At 49.4% G+C, this 15704-nt stretch carries 15 protein-coding genes; 3 read left to right on the top strand and 12 right to left on the bottom strand.

Going from position 1 to position 15704, the window contains the following annotated elements; genetic code table 11:
• Nucleotides 1–186 precede the first annotated feature (186 nt).
• Complete coding sequence (locus tag VSQ83_RS09745) at nucleotides 187–855, bottom strand: DUF3313 domain-containing protein (RefSeq protein ID WP_133078336.1); 669 nt, start codon at nucleotides 853–855, stop codon at nucleotides 187–189.
• 46 nt (nucleotides 856–901) lie between these two features.
• Complete coding sequence (locus tag VSQ83_RS09750; RefSeq protein WP_219261388.1) at nucleotides 902–1186, bottom strand: hypothetical protein; 285 nt, start codon at nucleotides 1184–1186, stop codon at nucleotides 902–904.
• 163 nt (nucleotides 1187–1349) lie between these two features.
• On the opposite strand from VSQ83_RS09750, the gene VSQ83_RS09755 reads away from it, so the two are divergent.
• The 3 genes from VSQ83_RS09755 to VSQ83_RS09765 all read left to right on the top strand — a co-directional run bounded on the left by VSQ83_RS09755 (nucleotide 1350) and on the right by VSQ83_RS09765 (nucleotide 4607).
• Complete coding sequence (locus tag VSQ83_RS09755) at nucleotides 1350–2060, top strand: response regulator (protein ID WP_326426340.1); 711 nt, start codon at nucleotides 1350–1352, stop codon at nucleotides 2058–2060.
• A complete protein-coding gene (locus tag VSQ83_RS09760) occupies nucleotides 2057–3406 on the top strand; it encodes an ATP-binding protein (RefSeq protein WP_219261389.1) in 1350 nt (449 codons plus the stop codon). The genes VSQ83_RS09755 and VSQ83_RS09760 overlap by 4 nt, the downstream gene beginning before the upstream one ends.
• A 490-nt stretch (nucleotides 3407–3896) precedes the next feature.
• A complete protein-coding gene (locus VSQ83_RS09765) occupies nucleotides 3897–4607 on the top strand; it encodes a serine protease (RefSeq protein ID WP_257622812.1) in 711 nt (236 codons plus the stop codon).
• Between the two features lie 291 nt (nucleotides 4608–4898).
• On the opposite strand, the gene VSQ83_RS09770 is transcribed toward VSQ83_RS09765, so the two are convergent.
• The 10 genes from VSQ83_RS09770 to VSQ83_RS09815 form a co-directional block, all read right to left on the bottom strand.
• The gene (locus tag VSQ83_RS09770; RefSeq protein WP_219261390.1) at nucleotides 4899–5543 is read right to left on the bottom strand and encodes a T3SS effector cysteine hydrolase SpvD family protein; all 645 of its coding nucleotides are present in this window, start codon (nucleotides 5541–5543) and stop codon (nucleotides 4899–4901) included.
• A 217-nt stretch (nucleotides 5544–5760) separates the two neighbouring features.
• A complete protein-coding gene (locus tag VSQ83_RS09775) occupies nucleotides 5761–6462 on the bottom strand; it encodes a DarT1-associated NADAR antitoxin family protein (RefSeq protein WP_326426343.1) in 702 nt (233 codons plus the stop codon).
• Entirely contained in the window at nucleotides 6462–8027 is a 1566-nt protein-coding gene (locus tag VSQ83_RS09780) for a DarT ssDNA thymidine ADP-ribosyltransferase family protein (RefSeq protein WP_326426345.1), read from the bottom strand. The genes VSQ83_RS09775 and VSQ83_RS09780 overlap by 1 nt, the downstream gene beginning before the upstream one ends.
• A gap of 102 nt (nucleotides 8028–8129) precedes the next feature.
• Entirely contained in the window at nucleotides 8130–8732 is a 603-nt protein-coding gene (locus tag VSQ83_RS09785; protein WP_326426348.1) for a hypothetical protein, read from the bottom strand.
• Between the two features lie 356 nt (nucleotides 8733–9088).
• On the bottom strand, nucleotides 9089–9907 hold the full coding sequence (locus VSQ83_RS09790) for a glycosyltransferase (RefSeq protein ID WP_326426350.1): 819 nt from the start codon (nucleotides 9905–9907) through the stop codon (nucleotides 9089–9091).
• Complete coding sequence (locus VSQ83_RS09795; protein ID WP_326426352.1) at nucleotides 9907–10851, bottom strand: glycosyltransferase family 2 protein; 945 nt, start codon at nucleotides 10849–10851, stop codon at nucleotides 9907–9909. Before VSQ83_RS09795 ends, VSQ83_RS09790 begins: the two co-directional genes overlap by 1 nt.
• Nucleotides 10848–12320, bottom strand: coding sequence for an MOP flippase family protein (locus VSQ83_RS09800; RefSeq protein WP_326426354.1), 1473 nt, complete (start codon nucleotides 12318–12320; stop codon nucleotides 10848–10850). The genes VSQ83_RS09795 and VSQ83_RS09800 overlap by 4 nt, the downstream gene beginning before the upstream one ends.
• 141 nt (nucleotides 12321–12461) lie before the next feature.
• The gene (locus tag VSQ83_RS09805; RefSeq protein ID WP_326426355.1) at nucleotides 12462–13778 is read right to left on the bottom strand and encodes an undecaprenyl-phosphate glucose phosphotransferase; all 1317 of its coding nucleotides are present in this window, start codon (nucleotides 13776–13778) and stop codon (nucleotides 12462–12464) included.
• 337 nt (nucleotides 13779–14115) lie between these two features.
• Complete coding sequence (locus tag VSQ83_RS09810) at nucleotides 14116–14736, bottom strand: winged helix-turn-helix domain-containing protein (RefSeq protein WP_326426357.1); 621 nt, start codon at nucleotides 14734–14736, stop codon at nucleotides 14116–14118.
• A gap of 97 nt (nucleotides 14737–14833) precedes the next feature.
• Nucleotides 14834–15580: a winged helix-turn-helix domain-containing protein gene (locus VSQ83_RS09815; RefSeq protein WP_326426360.1), complete on the bottom strand. Its 747-nt coding sequence runs from the start codon at nucleotides 15578–15580 to the stop codon at nucleotides 14834–14836.
• Between the last annotated feature and the right edge of the window lie 124 nt (nucleotides 15581–15704).

The following is a 15704-nucleotide window of genomic DNA, read 5'->3' on the forward strand; positions in this document are numbered from 1 at the left end:
CAATGTCTCTATCCAGCCAAAAGACTGAATGCTGTTGCTGCCACGACTGGAACTTGTCCATTCCCAAGGGCTTCCGGTGGGCCACCCCACCAGCCCCCGTAGCTTTTACTATTCAAGGATGGCGAATTCCCTGGCGGCTGCCGAACTCCAAGGGACATACAGTGTTGCGTGCCCACGTATGAGTACTTATTTCCCGCCGGATGAATATGCCTGCCGCATATCGACGGCCCAGCCATCGAGCACCGGTTTGAAATCATCCAGGGTCATGACCTGCTTATCATTGTCCAGTGGCCGGCCAGTCTCTTTGCGCACTATTTGCGCCACAACGTCTTGGTCGACGGCATCCAGAACAGCCACTTCGGTGGTGATTTCACTGTCCTGGTCGCGGATGCCGGTAGCAGTGCTGACGCCGGCAGCAAGCAGTGTTACGGGAAGCCACTCATAAAATCGCAAGCTTTGCGTCCTGGCCGCGACAGAGATGATGGAGGACCTGATGGTGAGTGTGTCGGGGCCTGGGGTTTCGACGACAGTCATCACTTTGCCCAGTTCGTGTTTGAGGGCGGTATCGTAGTAATGGGTTACGGCCGAAAGCGTTGACTGCGGAGCGCGTTCGCTCGGTAGCATTTCTGGATAGAACAGACTCGGCTCGATATACACACGGGTGTAATGGTGGGTATGCAGTGTCGGGCTCACCCAAGTCAGCACCTTTTTTCCGGATGGAAGCTTTTTTTCCGTCAGTTGGCTGTAGTCATGCAAGAAGCCCGAATATTCTTCGGGTCTGATGGTTTGGCTGGTACAAGCAGTGAGTGAAATGGATAGGGTCGCCACTAGCGGTAGCGAGATACGTCTTCCCATTTTTTGCGTTCCTGAATCGATTTTAAATTAATGGTACTTGCAGCGCTCAGACGCCCGGGCGGCTCTCTGAGTTCTCGATGTTCAGTACGCCATTAGCCATGATCCATTGAGTGAACTCGCAGACTGGCACGGAGTAGGAGTACTCCACCCATTGGCCGCTTCCGGGACTGTAGTGCTCGATGTAACGGATCAGGACGATACGTTCACGATCGCTTGAAAGTGTCATGCGCGACTCTTGAAAAAGTACTGGATCGTTGTTCCAGACCTTGCTGGTGAGCTGCTTCAGGATCAAGGCGTCGGTGCATGTGTCTTTGCTGCTCAGTGTCTGCATGGAGGGCGCTCCGGAATAGATTGCGCGCAGCTTGCCTGAGTGTTTTTGCCTGAAGATGTCTGATTCATGTCCGCAAAGCAGAAATGTTTCACGATTGAAATAAATGACCGTCGCGCCAGAATAGTTTTAGATACCTTCCTTTTTGCACCATGGATCACTGAATGTGAGCAGGTTACTGATCGTCGACGACGATGTGGAAATCCTATTGCTGTTAGAGAAGTTCTTTCTCATGCATGCCTATGAAGTGGAACTGGCCACCGATGGCAAAGCCATGTGGGCGGCAATCGACCGCAAGCGTCCGGACCTCATCATTCTCGATCTGATGCTTGCGGGTGAGGGGGGGTTAAGCCTGTGTCAGAAATTGAGGCTCAATACTCGTATTCCGGTGGTAATGCTGACCGCTATGGGCGAATTGAGTGACCGTATTGTCGGACTGGAGTTGGGGGCCGATGACTACCTGACCAAGCCTTTCGACCCTAGAGAGTTACTTGCCCGGTTACGCGCGGTGCTGCGCCGCGCCAATGACCCTGTGCACCCGCGTATCGAAGACGCACGGCTGGTTATCCGCTTCGCTGGCTGGCATCTGGACGTTACGCGCCGCGAACTGCGTTCGTCCGCAGATGTAATGATTCCGCTCTCTGGCGGTGAATTCGATCTACTGGTGGTCTTTCTTGAGCACCCTGAACGTATCCTTACGCGTGAGCAATTGATCGATCTGACGCGTGGGCAGAATCATGAAGCCTTTGATCGAAGCATTGACGTGCAAGTCAGCCGCCTGCGACGAAAAATAGAGCCAGACAGCAAACGTCCAGATCTGATTCGTACCGTGCGCAATGGTGGGTATATGTTCAACGCCAAGGTGACGCGGACGTGATCCGTCTGATTCCGCACATAGATACTCTTCGACGCCGGATTGCATTGACCATAGTCGCGGCGATGCTGTCCTCGCTCGTTCTCTATGCCCTGTTTGTTCAGGTCGCCGGGGTCTGGGCCAAACCCCCGGTGGATCAGATCGGATTGCTGGACCAGGTCGCTGCTACTACGCGAGTCATTCAGGCGGCACCCCCGGCAATGCGCGCGCAGTTGGCGGGCGCAGCGAGCAATCCGACCCTTGAGGTGCAATGGCGCGAGCGCCGAAGCGGCTTCGAACTGCCTGTGTCTGGTACCTTGTTAGGCCCTGATAGTGCGCCGGTTTTGCGTGAGTTACTGGGGGAGACACATCACAAAATTGAAGTCTTGCAGCCCGCCAATTGGCCCGCGGATAGCCCGCAAGCTCGCTATGTCATGTTGGTACAACTGAGCGACGATAGCTGGTTGTCGTTTACGCCACCGCAACGCAGTTGGGGGGTGAGTGCTGCGTTGCGTTTTGCCATCGTCATTGCCCTCGGCCTGGTTGCGACTTGGTTGGTCGCCTGGTTCGCCACACGCCAACTGGCTAACCCACTGCAACGCTTCACCAGCGCAGCACAACGCTTTGGTGGGGACCTGCACGCTCCTCCCATTGATATCGAAGGGCCGTATGAAATTCGCCAAGCGATCATTGCTTACAACACCATGCAGGCGAAAATTCAGCAGTTCATCGCCGAACGCACGCACATGCTAGCGTCGATCTCGCACGACCTTCGCGCGCCTCTCACACGTGTGCGGCTTCGTTGCGAGTTTATTGAAGACATTGAGCAGCAACGCAAGCTGATCCGTGACACTGATGAAATGCAATCGATGATCAACTCGGCTCTGGGTTTTTTTCGCGACGAGGCACTACAGGAACAAGCCACCAGTTTTGATCTCTCAGAGCTGCTGCAAACCGTGATCGATGATTACAGTGATCAGGGTATCGTCGTCGATTTTGCAGGCCCGCCCCATCTGGTGTTTTTCGGCCGCCCGGTAGGCATTAAAAGGATCACTGCCAATTTGCTGGAAAATGCCGTGAAGTATGCGCAGCTGCCGTGCATACAATTGAGCAGTGACTCGTGCTCGGTCCGCATCGAGGTGAGCGATAAAGGGCCAGGGATTCCTGAAGCGGAGCTGGAAAACGTTTTTGCCCCATTCGTCCGACTTGAACCCTCTCGTAACCGTAACTCCGGTGGCGTTGGCCTGGGCCTGTCCTCGGCCCGCGCCATGGCACGCCAGCACGGCGGAGAGTTGCTATTGAGAAACCGTTGTGGCGGCGGGCTCGTTGCACAAGTTGAGTTGCCCCATGGGTTCTTGAATCGGCTTTAGTTGGGTTGACACCTTGAAGGCGTAATCAATCCGTAAGTGTGGAAATCACCATCGCGCGCTTCCGGACTCAAATTTCACTTAGCAGTGTGCAAAAAAGGTGTTTTAACCAGTCAATGACCAGGCTGTTTGGGCGAACCGACTTTTTCAACAGGATCGGCCGATAGCGGCCCGTCACTAAAGGCAGCGATTGGCCAAAAGCGGCCGATCGGATATATCAACGAATCAAAGGGCAATTAGGAGCCCCCAAGCACTGCCCCAGCATGAGCATCGGTTGATTGGGCTCTAGTTCGATCTCGCAAGCGCCCTCATATACCTAGAGCCCGCAACTTTTCAGATAGCCCCCAGCTGAATTTAGACATTCATATTATTAAAACTCGACTATAAGTAATGCAGCGACCACTAAAGCAGATGATTCAGGCGCTATCCCAACGCTGTCAAAATACTGACAATAACACTCGACTGCATTATTTCTAAGAGCCGATAATTTATAATGATCAAGATGATTAGTATTGTGCTAATAGCACTTTCCACTGCAGGATGCAACGGCTTCGTAAAACCCGATTTGTCGGGACAATTCAACGACACATACTTTGTGGTCTACTCAGGCTTTCCAGCACCGTTTCTATATACGGCCTCGGCAGTGCAGTGGAACGATGAATACGCTGTAACGACCCGGCATACTCCATTCTTGCCCGATATTGCATACTCCTGCAGTACAGGCTGTGACCTCGCCTTCATCAAGCACAAAGCAGACGGCAGTTACCCTACATGGCGAGCGCCGTGTCTGGGTGAAGACATAACGGCCGTGGGGGTAAGTCCCTATATGATGACGACCACGGGCAAGGGTAAGGTGTATCAAACGCCCTTCCTCAATGTAAAAGAAAATAGCGGTGATCTATATGGTATCCACGATGCCCCAGTGATTAAAGGGATGTCGGGTGGGCCGGTCATCGGCGTTGACGGAAGTGTGGTTGGTATTAATGAAGGTTACTACTCGGTCACACCATACGATATACCTGCTCAGACCGATTTAAGAGGTGCGGAGAGGGTGAGTATCTTTGTCCCTTACTCCATTATTGCGCGTGAGTGGAGATTGTTCCAGGCTCAGCTTAATCACGACACTCGCCCGATAGGACCGACCCCGAAAACTGATTTCTGCCCTGAGTTGGGTTTGAAACCGCTGAACATAAATGCCAAATAAATAGTGAAATTATTTATCGGCTGCAGACACTATTTGAGTGAGTGCGTTCTTATATATGTTAAGGGCGGAAGTTCCAGTTAACAGGTGACGGGCTTGCAGACCCGGCCCGCTCCTTTTTGTGCAGCGCCGGGCGGAGCTACTGACAGCCCATGAGTACAGGAGTATTGACGGTTTCTGGCACAACCCTGGGCCTCCTGAAACACGTATTCGCCGAACTTGTGCGCGCCTCCAGAGATTTAAGCCACAACAAGACAAATTTAACTGAGTGGCTCAGCTCGAACATTTTCTGAATTACGTGCAGGAGCGAACGGTAAAGATCGCGCCCAGGGGGAAATGGTGCTCAAACGTTGCTCTGTCCGGGGTGGTGTTGGACGTTTTCCAGGCATCTAGATATTGAACATAGGGTTTGTTGTGCGAGTCCAGTAACACAACAGCATTGAAGTCATGTCCAGTCTCGCCAATGAGGGGGATTCTGTAGTTCTGTGCACCGACAATACAGGATTTATTGCCGTTGATATCGTACCTTCTAAGGACTTCGTTATCGACTTCCTCAAGCGAGTACAGGTCACGGGAAGCATTGAGTGCCTTTCCGAAAATAACCTTCGCGACGATATCGGGGTCCATGCCCATATAAGGCGATGTCGTATTTTTGGCACTAAGAAGGGAGGCGCCTTTCTCTATGTTGTAATGAACACAGGCTGCCAGCAGCGCACAATTGGCCGAGTAATGCAGTGTTGTAAAGTTCGCAAACTCAGCAATACGCTTCAGATCACTGAGACTCAGTTGCTCTGGCAAAGACTGCGCGCGGGATTCAACATGCAAGGATTGCCTGATCCTTAATACATCATGAGTATCATTATCCTCAACCGTTCTTTCTACAAATCCGGAGAGCCTGTCAGGGTATCCTTCTCGCACAACACTGCTGAATTTTATCATGGAGGTATCCGGTTCAAGACGGCTCTGCACCAGGGGGGGTCTAGAGTTCATCACACCTCAAGCGGCTTCGATACGTGTCATCGTAACCAAAAGTTAAATCATTAGGGGGCGCACTGTTGATGTGTGATTTTCAGGCCCCCAAAGCCTGCGGGGAGCATGGATACCCGGGGTGATGGTTAGCTCGACCGCCGCCATGCGAACGAAATGCCGGGCACACTCAGAACAGCTGACCTTGAGACACGTCATCCTGGCGCGCATTCACAACAGGCCTGGACGCCAGGTAACTTAGAAATGCCGCGGGTGATGCGGTGGCCTGTTCAAGGCAATTTCTTTTTTGCAGGGACACGAAAAGCGCAACCGAGTAGGCCTGGCAATTAATGGATTTTTGCGGGCTGAACTCAATGTCAGTGAAGGCAGAGTATTCGGACAGTTGATCCGCCAGGTCCCTTCGATGTTTTAGGGCGCTGATGTATAGCCAGTCGTAAAAAGCTGTCTGCGGCTCCAGTGGCCATTGAATGTTCGCGAAGTCAAAGCCTGTGAGCCTTCCTGACAGGCGTAGCCGTTCGTCACGCTTTGCCTCACTGGAGGTCACTGCATAAATGTCGGTAAAAGGGCCGCCTTGTTCGAATACCTTGCTGCCCTGGAAGGCGCACTCGACACTCAAAGGGTGACCGAGCATCGAGCTATCAAAGGCAAGATTAAAAGCGCTGAGTGCAGCGCCGAGAGGCTCAGGGGATTTTGTGGAGACCTCCAGCACTTTACCGATGCCTGGCAATGCATGTGCCGCCTGGTGAAGTGAGGTGATGGATTTTTGTTTCTGAGACACGGAGAGACCTGCAAACCACTGGAAGTCTACGATCTGAGTGCTCACGAGCGCTTGCCCGTCAGGGGCAGGGATAAAAACGGGTCTGCTGGCCATCAATAAGTCCATCCGGATTTGCGCGCATAAGTTCGTGCGCCGAGAAAGCCACGGCTTTCAGTGTGTATGTGCACAGGCTTGTCTGCTACGCAGTCTTTATACTTTTGCAGGCTGCTCGGGTCACTGAAAATCACACTGTTGATAAACGTCGGCAGTAATGTGTCGAACACTAAAACTTCGGCTTGAACATCGGAGGGGTCCCAGGGCAGAAGTCTGTTTTCTTCTCGAGAAGGCAAGTTGCTCTGGGGACTGAACAGGTTGTCGAAAGCCGCGACCGTCTTCAGGTCTACCAGTGGCTGTTGGCGAATACGGTTATCTGCCGCATTGTGATTGCAGAACGCCGTATCCAGTGACCATAAAACGCAGCGATCAATCACAAGTACAGCCCAGCCTTGCTCGGGGCTCTTCCAGCGATAACTGGCGAACATCTTGTCGTTGGGATGGCCGATAGACAGGCAAGTGGCGTTTGGGTGCCCATCGAGGCGCAGATGGTCGTTAAATCTGAAGTCGATGTTCTGGTCGGTGAGAGCAGTGATGGAGCACAGACCATGCTGCATGATTGAAGGTAAATTCTCGACGCGTGTGAAATGAATCAGATAGGGCAGTTGCAGCGCGCGCACCCGTGTATCGAGTTCCTGTTTGCGCAGGAGTCCAGGGAAATAGCCTATTGAGACAGGGCTGAGTAACACGGGGGTGTGACCATCGGTCCTTGACGTCTGCACCTTGCCCAGTACCGCGCCGAACGTAAGACGCGCAGGGGGTTTGTGGGCCTGCGCCGCTGTGCGTGAAATGCACTCCCAGGTCTTTTGGCCGCCCATCTTGCACAGCTCATCAGCCATGGCTGTGCGAAGGGGTACGTTAGCCCAGACTTGCTCAACAATTTCCCTGAAAAACTTGTCCCGCTCGCTTTGAAGCTGGCGCTTTTTGGCTTCTATGGCAATCGCCAGAGGGCTATCCCCCTCACCGGGAGCGCGGGAAAAATCGGCAAGCCTCCACTCTGCTGCAGATGCCGCCACGGCGCAGTTGGAACTGGACTCGAGCGCTTTGCTGTACATGGACTGCGCTTGCAGATAGTGCGCCCAACCTTTCTCGCCATGTTCCTGGCGCCAGGCAGCCAGCTTTAAAGCCGCTTGCGCGCGCGCCAGGGCCTTTTCAGTGTCAAGTTTCTCAGTGAACACCACGGCTGCGAGCGAGGCAGTGGCTTTATCAACCTCAAGGCTCAAGAAGACCGAGGCATTGAAGGACGAGACTGCAGTGTTTAGCGTATCGAGTGGACGAAGAAAAGCGCCCCCCGCAGGTGGACATTCAATGGGCGTTGCGGTTGTCGGCTTCTCGTCGGCAGGCGCTATGGCAGGAGCCTGCGGCGTATTGTTTTTTTTGCGCTTAAAAAAACAATAGCAGGCCCAGATAGTCAGCAATTGGAGCAGGAGCAAACCTGGGAGAAACACGTTTGCAAGGGTAAATAAAGACCATGCAGCACAGGCAATAGCCAATGACTTTTTACCGACGAGGCTCGTGAGGTAAAGAGTCACAATAATTAAAAGCTGAAAATAAAGAATGGCCATCCATTGCACCTGATGAACGCTGTGAGGTTTGCCTTCGGCGCCCAGGGATATAGAAGGGGGCCGGCTGACGGCAAAACCGCTGGCGCGGATAAGCGCCAGTGGTTAATCGACAAGCTCGGGGGTGGCCTCTGTGACAGCTTTGGGTATGGCCTGCGGGGTGGACTCAGATGCAGGAATATGAGCCTGGGTATAAGGTGTTAGATCCCCCGCTTGCCAGCGCTCGATCCGGTGCATTTTTACCCGAACCCACAGCCAATAGCTGAAACTCAGCAACGCACCCCCCACCCCGATCTGCAGGCTGAGGGTTTCCAGTAAAGGCACGCCCTTTTGTGCATTGGCGCCATACCAGGACAGCACAGGAATCGCCAGCAAGGCCCAGGTGGCGAACCAGGCCAGCAGGCCGGCAAGCAGGGTTCTGAACAGCATTTTGTAAGGGCTGCTGATTGCGCGATTGCGCAGCACGCTGTGCTCATGGCCGGCAGGCCGTACAGCGGCGATGACCAGCGCTTTATTGAACCCCGGAGCGTAAAACCAGACCCGGCTTTTGCCACTTCGGTCAGCGCCCATCAGGTGGTGATAAAGCTTATGGGTCATGGCCAGGCGCTTGGCCGTGCGCCCATTGATGCGGGCAGAGAACTCATCACGGTGAAAGTCTATTTGTTTAAGATCGCTTATTACGCAGTCCGTATAAAAGAATTTCGACACACAAAACATCCTGTTTGGGTGGGGTTTGCTTATTGGGGCAATAGCATATTGCCATATATGTAGGCTGTCGAGGAGGTGAGGTTGCTTTATTGAACGGTGGGGTGGGCGTTAATTAGTGGGTATATTGACGCCAATTAAATGGCTGTCCGCTGGATCTATAAGTAAGTCTATATAAGAGTGGTTGGGCGTAAGCGTCCCATCGCCGGGGCTGCAATGACGAGTGTTCGCATAACTTTGTCGGTTGCCTTAATGCCCCATAGAGCTCTGACACTTGTGAAAGCAGGCAATCACTATGGGCTCTATTATCGCTGGTGCGCGTTTATAGGGGCAGTATAGCTAGAGGAATAACATATGGATTATTTAGAGAAAAATTCCGCAATTTTCTTCATGGCTTTATCGTTATTTGATAACGGTGCGCCTAAATAACCGGCTATTTTGTGATGAATTTTTTGATAGATCCTGTGGAGCATTCCTCCTTTAGTTACTAATGTATTAGTATGGCTTAAAGCATTATTGCCATGAACGATTTCTTGAACTTCAATGAGAGCATCAGGACAGCTAAAGGCAGATGTTCCCGAGAGTTCAATGACTTTACTGATCCATAAATCATCTGTGCGTGGAGCTAGTGAAAGATAGTCTTCCAGGGCCAATAATTGCGGATTTATATGCTTTTTGGCGAGTACGCAGCCCCCGACCCCGGTGATGATAAAGTCTTTATCTATTTTTTGTTGCTGGTGGCAAATATCTAGCATGTTGTAGCTTTGAAACTGGCCGAAGATATTTTTCTTTCTGGATTTTATACGCGCGGCGACAACAAACTTGTCATTGTTTTGGTGATAGCAATCTATTAATTTTTTAAGCCAATGCTTGGCATAAATCACATCGTCGTCGGCATAGATAAGAATATCGCTTTCATTGGCACTCTGTAGTGCGGGGATTATTTTTCTATAAGGTCCAGTGTTTTTTACATAGTGAATCTTTATTATATCTTTAATGTTGTTGAATTGTGTTACCCATTCTGGGGTCTCGCTGATGCCTTCGTCAGCCATGTAAGGATCGCGAGAAATCCAGATATTTATTTGGTCAGGGGTGAGCTCTTGTTGCAGTAATGACCAAGTTGTAGCTGAGCATAAGTCTAATCGGCCACGTGTAGTCGTGAGATTTAAAATGTACATTACTTGATAGCCTTGCGTTTGATAGTAGCTGTGATTTTGAGTTTTTTATTTTTTACAAGTCTGCAAAAAATAGATTTACTATTCCAGGCGGCACTGTAGGTGTTTTTGTAAAGCAATCCTGAAAGTACTATTCCTGGGTTGCTTTTGCATAAAGATATGAAAGATGTGATTGACCAGTTTTCATACAGCTGAATTGTAGCATCTGTAAAGTAGTCTCTCATATCGTCCCGGGCTTCAATGAACGCCCTGTATCTTTCGGCCAGGTAGACGGTGTTCTTTTTTGAATTTGTCAGTGATCCAAGAGTGTATTTTTGCAAATACAGTGTTTGCTTTAGAGCCGTAATTTTTTTTGCGTTTCCTAACAAACGAAGGCTAAATAAATGGTCTTCGTGAACACTGCGCGGAGTGAAGTAGGCATTACTTTTTTGAACAAGGTCACGGCGGAAAGCGTAAGTCCAAACAGCTGCGGTCCATGCGCCACGACTCAATTGGAAACGTAAAAACTCATCTGGGTTGTCAAAATCAACGTTTTCATTAAATCTGACCTTGTCAGATATTTTCTCACTGGCGTTGTTGGACGAAACAATCTCAGAACTAAAATAAATTATATCCGGATTGCTTTCTGCTCTTTGCAATATAGCCGTTACAAAGTCCTCGATGATAAGGTCATCAGAATCACAAAAAAATACATATTTACCAGAAGATTTGTCTAGTCCCGTTTGACGTGCTTTGGCTGCACCACTGTTGCTGATTTCATATAGCTTAAAGTTATAAAGTCTATGTTGCTCTATGAAGGCAGAGATTATGCTTCCTGTACGGTCCTGCGAGCCATCGTTTATTAATATGACTTCTAGTTTGTCTGTGGTTTGTTTAAATAGTACGTCCAGAAGTCTCCCTATGTTTTTTTCACAATTGAAGCAAGGGATGACGATAGATAGTTTCATTGTTTAGTAATCTTTCTGATAAGGTTGCTTGTTACAAGTTCTTTGAATTCTCGAATAACGTTTGCAGGTGAAAAGTAAATGGTTATGATATATGTCAATACGCAAGTGCTGGCCACTGCAATCATATTCAGTATTTCACCGAGTGGGGTAAAGTAGTAACGTGCGACCCAGCCACCGAGAACCATAGGGGCGACATGGAGGCTCGGAATTAAAATGCTCTTCAGGTAGTCTATTCCTTTGACACCAATACTTGGCCTTAACAAGAAAAAATACCCGCAGATTGCATTCATCACTTGAATAATTAAAAAGCCATAGACGATACCTATTAGCCCTGCTTTATGCCCAAGTAACCACGTGAGTGGTATGCCAACGATGAGTTTGGCAACACCGAGATATAAATTACGGTACATTTGTGCTTTGACCAAAAGCACTGAAATGACAGGGGTGTCTAGGGATCTAATAGCGCCTGCAGCGCAGAGCACCTGGACGATGGGGACGATAAATTGCCATTTAGCATCAAAAAAAACATCGACCAATGATGGTGCAATAATCATCATGCCAAGCAACATCGGAAAGTTAATCATGGCTGAGTAGGTCGTTATTTTTAATAAGGCTGATCGTAACTTTGAGTCATCGCCTCCGATTTTTGCTAGCGCAGGGAATAATGTATGTGAGAGTACGGGGTTGAGTTTTTCGAATAATCCAATACTAATACTGTAGGCGATATTATAGCCGCCTATGGCGGAGAGGCTAATCAGTCGGGACATTAATACGGGATAGGTATTAATGCTGACTTGGTTGATCATGGAGTCGATAACGAGTTGTATGCCATAACGGAAATGTTTTTTTACTGCGGAAAACCGGAATTTTAAGTCGTAGGTTCTAAGTGGTCGTGCGGCATAAGTGGAGAGAAAAGTGTTTGCTGTTGCACTAATCAGAAACGCCAGCGCTATACACCAAGGTGAGCGATAGATCCAGGCGAGTAGGACAACAGATACGAAGTTGATAAATGTGCTGGCGATTGTAATTTTTGCAATCGCGCCAAAATTCATCTCGCGGGTGAGTAATGCTTTGGCTTGCAAGCCAAATGATGAGATCACAAACCCGATAGACATTATTTTTATTTGGGTTGCTAGCATGTCGTCAGCGTTGAACAGACTTGCAATTTGCTGGCTGAATATAAGTGCTATCAAGCAAGCAATAACGCCTAGCGTGATATTGATTACATACAGTGAGGAAAGCTCAATTCTTTCTAGTTCTTTGCTGCGGATAATTGAGTTGGATATTCCGAAGTCAAGCAGTACGGTAATAAAGGTACAAATTATCAACGCGGCACTGATGATCCCATAATCTTGTGTAGTCAATAAATGGGACAGGAGCCACAGCGAGATAAGCCCAAAAATACTAGACAGCACGGTAGCAAGTAAATTCCACTTCACGGCGAGGACTGTTTTTTCTCGTAAACTCATTACTATCCAAAATAAATATAGGTTGCGAAATGTATAAAAATGGTTGGCGCGCTATTATAAATAGTGACTGCATAACGAGGTCGGAGGCTAGTCACTGCAATCCTCTTCTGATATGCGGTATTTGAGAGTGGTTATGTATAGTTAGTAAATATCTTTTGAGATCAAAGTCAGCGGGGTCTTGATCATGATTTTGATATCGAGCCACAGCGACCAGTTGTTGATATAGTCAAGGTCAATTTCAACCCGCTTTTGCATCTTTTCAATGGTATCGGTTTCGCCGCGGCAGCCGCTTATTTGTGCCAGGCCGGTAATGCCGGGTTTGATACGGTGGCGGGCCATATAGGCGTGAATCTTGCCGGTGTAATAGTCGTTATGGGCAACTGCGTGAGGACGCGGCCCCACTAATGCCATATCGCCATGTAACACATTAAACAGTTGCGGCAGTTCATCCAGCGAAGTGCGGCGGATAAAGCGGCCAACTGCTGTTACACGCGAATCGTTGCGGCTGGCTTGTTTGACATGTTTGTCATCATGGACTTGCATGGAGCGGAACTTCCATACTTTGATGACCTTGCCGTTCCAGCCATGGCGATGCTGTTTGAACAGGATCGGGCCGGGTGAAGAAAGCTTTACTGCCAGTGCGATCGCAGCCAGTAAGGGGCTCAGGCAAATAATGGCTGCCAGGGACAGCGAGCGTTCCATGAGTGCCTTGCTGATGGCAGCAGTTGGATAGCTTGTCAGTGGACTTTCATTCAGGTGGATGGCTGGGCGGCCACCAATTTCACTCACGGAGTGGTTCAGCAGCATCATGCTGTCCAGGTCCGGCACCCAGACAACATCGACATTCAAGTCAAGGAGATCGATGTAGAGCGCTTCAATTCGCTGGGCTTCTTGCAGGGACAAGGAGATGTAAAGCCTGCGAATATTGTGCTCGGCAATCAGTGAACGCAGCTGTGCAAGTTCGCCAACAATCAGCGGAGAGTTTGTCGAGTCTTCAAAGGGTGATGCGCTAACTACGCCAACCAGAGGGAAATGATTCTGTTGAATAAAACTGTCGGCCAGTTTTAGTGCAACACCATCGGAACCGATAATAAGGCTGTTGTAGTGGTGGTTGTTGCGTTGATGATAAAACTTGGAGAGGCGGTGCATTATCAAGTAGGGTGGGACTTGGATCAGATAACCCAGCAACCCCCAGCTGATAAGGGTTTCGCGGGAAAAAAGTTCACCGGATTTTGTAATGAACCCGATGGTACTCAAGCAGGCCAGTGTCAGCATCCATCCAAAAAACAAACGGATAGAACCATTGAAGGCCTTGTGTCTTTTATAATAAACGTGAGTGATTGAGTAAGCGGGTACGGAGACAAGTAAGGTTAGAATGGCCAGCATGCGATAATGGAAATCGATGGCACCAAACTTGGTGTAAACCATTGCGAATAACAGTGCGATTACAAAGGTCATGGCAATCGACCACTGACCCCAAAAAGTAAGCCCTCTGGCCACGGTTTTACGATCTAGACGTGTATGTATCAAAGTAGCAGCCTTGTGATAAGTACTTGACTATGATGGGAGCTGCTGACGGGCTTGAGTCGCAGCACTATCTTCCATGTGCAGGCGTCGTGCAGCGCAATCACTGTAAAGGCGCACGAAACCCTGATGATAAAGGTTATCTGTCACGGGGGTTCGACGTTTTATAACAATGCTCCCAAGGGTGGAATTCAGTGGGATTAAGGAATATTGCGCACTTCGATGATGGCTATTTGATTGTGCGCGGTCGCCTTCAGGGTGCGATGGCGTATCAGTCAATAATTTGTACATCTTGCACCAGGCAATAACCGCGATTGCGCACTGAGCGAAAAAGACGCTCGTCAAATGCACCTTTGAACTTGCTCTGGAGCCGGCTGAGGCACATTTCCAGGCCGCTGTAACTGTAAGCATCCTTTTTGATGCCGATAATAAGTTCTTGTTTGCCGCATATGCGCTCGTCGCTGCGAGCCAGGGTCTGAATGAGCAGTGATTCAATGGCTGTAAGTTGTATGCAAGTCGAGTTGTTGCACAAATAGTGTGATGCCGAACAGAACGACCAGACTTCAGGGCTGTTCGAGTATTGCATCGATGCTGGGCGGGTTGCAGGGCTGGCGGTAGCCTCAGGGGCGGAAATGGCACTGATTCTGCTGGGGGTGGGTTGCTTTTTCAATAGATGAGGCTTCTTTGTCGTCATCAAACTGCAGAGGTCGGTGGCGTACTTGTATTGGCTGGTTGTGCCGGGTTGTGCGTTTGACCAGCTCCCCGGGGTGATGATGTGGGGTATATGCAAATATGTATCATTGAATTCTGTAGCTGCAGATCTAAGTCTTGTCTTGCTGTAATGGTCATTAACAGCGTTTATGTTTCGCGAAAATCTAAGCGTTACCTTCATGCTTCAACGTCTCCATTCGTCGATGTTCGTCTGATGCCCGTTGGCGAACTACAGCTGTCTGCTGAGCAGCGCATGAAACGACAGGTTGCAACGATAGTTATCCTGTGATTGTGCCCCGGCGAAGGCGATAACCGAACGCGCGGACACTGAATATCAATTCAAGCTTATAAGCTTTCTTAATTTTGGTTCTCAAGCGGCTAATGGTTTTTTCCAGCGCTCGCGGATCATAAAATACGATATTGGGGTCCAGGGTTTTAGCAATGCTGTCTTGGCTCAGTACATGCTGTGGTGCCTGTATCAGGGCGTCGATAATTATCATTTCGGTATACGAGATTTCAAGTTTGCCCGTGGGGCTGCACAGCAACAGCCGTATACGGTCAAGCGTGAGCTGGGTCGACGCCTTCCAGTGCGATTCTTCGATAGTTCGCGACAGGAGTGTCAGTTTTTCCTGCGGGTCGGCCGGTAATTTAATGCAGTGATCAGCCCCTGCGAGGTAATAATTAATACTGGTAAATGATTTATTATGTGTAACCAATATGAAAATGCACGCAGCCTGATTAGTTTGGCGAATATATTTTACCAGCTCCAAGCTATCGTTTATGTTATCCGGGATATCAACCTCAATAAAAACAGCTTTGACCAAGCTAAAGTCCCAGCTCAGGTTCGCGATGATATCGAAGGCGTGGACATGGCTCACATCGGCGGTGATAAGTTGATTGATATTGTCGACCAACGCTTTGCTTTGAACAAAATGAAGCGCATTTGGGGTCTGAATGTCGGTTTTGCATCCTGCGAAAAGCATATCACCTAACCCGAATACCAAGAGGCTGTAGGATTTTGCCATAGAAGCCTACACGAAAATCGACATTTTGTAACATTTGTCGCGTGAGGTGTTGTTTTTACTGGTAATTCCCCAGGAGATGGTATCGAGGATCGATTTTTATGTTGATACGGGCAATACAAGCTTT

The sequence above is a fragment of the Pseudomonas sp. DSV-1 genome (assembly GCF_035830915.1).
Classification (GTDB): Bacteria; Pseudomonadota; Gammaproteobacteria; order Pseudomonadales; family Pseudomonadaceae; genus Aquipseudomonas.

What these genes read in the sequence shown, in the direction of transcription:
- VSQ83_RS09800 (WP_326426354.1), bottom strand. Translation starts at nt 12,320, where the DNA reads ATGAGTTTACGAGAAAAAACAGTCCTCGCCGTGAAGTGGAATTTACTT.
- VSQ83_RS09770 (WP_219261390.1), bottom strand. Translation starts at nt 5,543, where the DNA reads ATGATAAAATTCAGCAGTGTTGTGCGAGAAGGATACCCTGACAGGCTC.
- VSQ83_RS09780 (WP_326426345.1), bottom strand. Translation starts at nt 8,027, where the DNA reads ATGGCCATTCTTTATTTTCAGCTTTTAATTATTGTGACTCTTTACCTC.
- VSQ83_RS09775 (WP_326426343.1), bottom strand. Translation starts at nt 6,462, where the DNA reads ATGGCCAGCAGACCCGTTTTTATCCCTGCCCCTGACGGGCAAGCGCTC.
- VSQ83_RS09790 (WP_326426350.1), bottom strand. Translation starts at nt 9,907, where the DNA reads ATGTACATTTTAAATCTCACGACTACACGTGGCCGATTAGACTTATGC.
- VSQ83_RS09810 (WP_326426357.1), bottom strand. Translation starts at nt 14,736, where the DNA reads ATGAAGGTAACGCTTAGATTTTCGCGAAACATAAACGCTGTTAATGAC.
- VSQ83_RS09750 (WP_219261388.1), bottom strand. Translation starts at nt 1,186, where the DNA reads ATGCAGACACTGAGCAGCAAAGACACATGCACCGACGCCTTGATCCTG.
- VSQ83_RS09795 (WP_326426352.1), bottom strand. Translation starts at nt 10,851, where the DNA reads ATGAAACTATCTATCGTCATCCCTTGCTTCAATTGTGAAAAAAACATA.
- VSQ83_RS09745 (WP_133078336.1), bottom strand. Translation starts at nt 855, where the DNA reads ATGGGAAGACGTATCTCGCTACCGCTAGTGGCGACCCTATCCATTTCA.
- VSQ83_RS09765 (WP_257622812.1), top strand. Translation starts at nt 3,897, where the DNA reads ATGATCAAGATGATTAGTATTGTGCTAATAGCACTTTCCACTGCAGGA.
- VSQ83_RS09815 (WP_326426360.1), bottom strand. Translation starts at nt 15,580, where the DNA reads ATGGCAAAATCCTACAGCCTCTTGGTATTCGGGTTAGGTGATATGCTT.
- VSQ83_RS09805 (WP_326426355.1), bottom strand. Translation starts at nt 13,778, where the DNA reads ATGACCTTTGTAATCGCACTGTTATTCGCAATGGTTTACACCAAGTTT.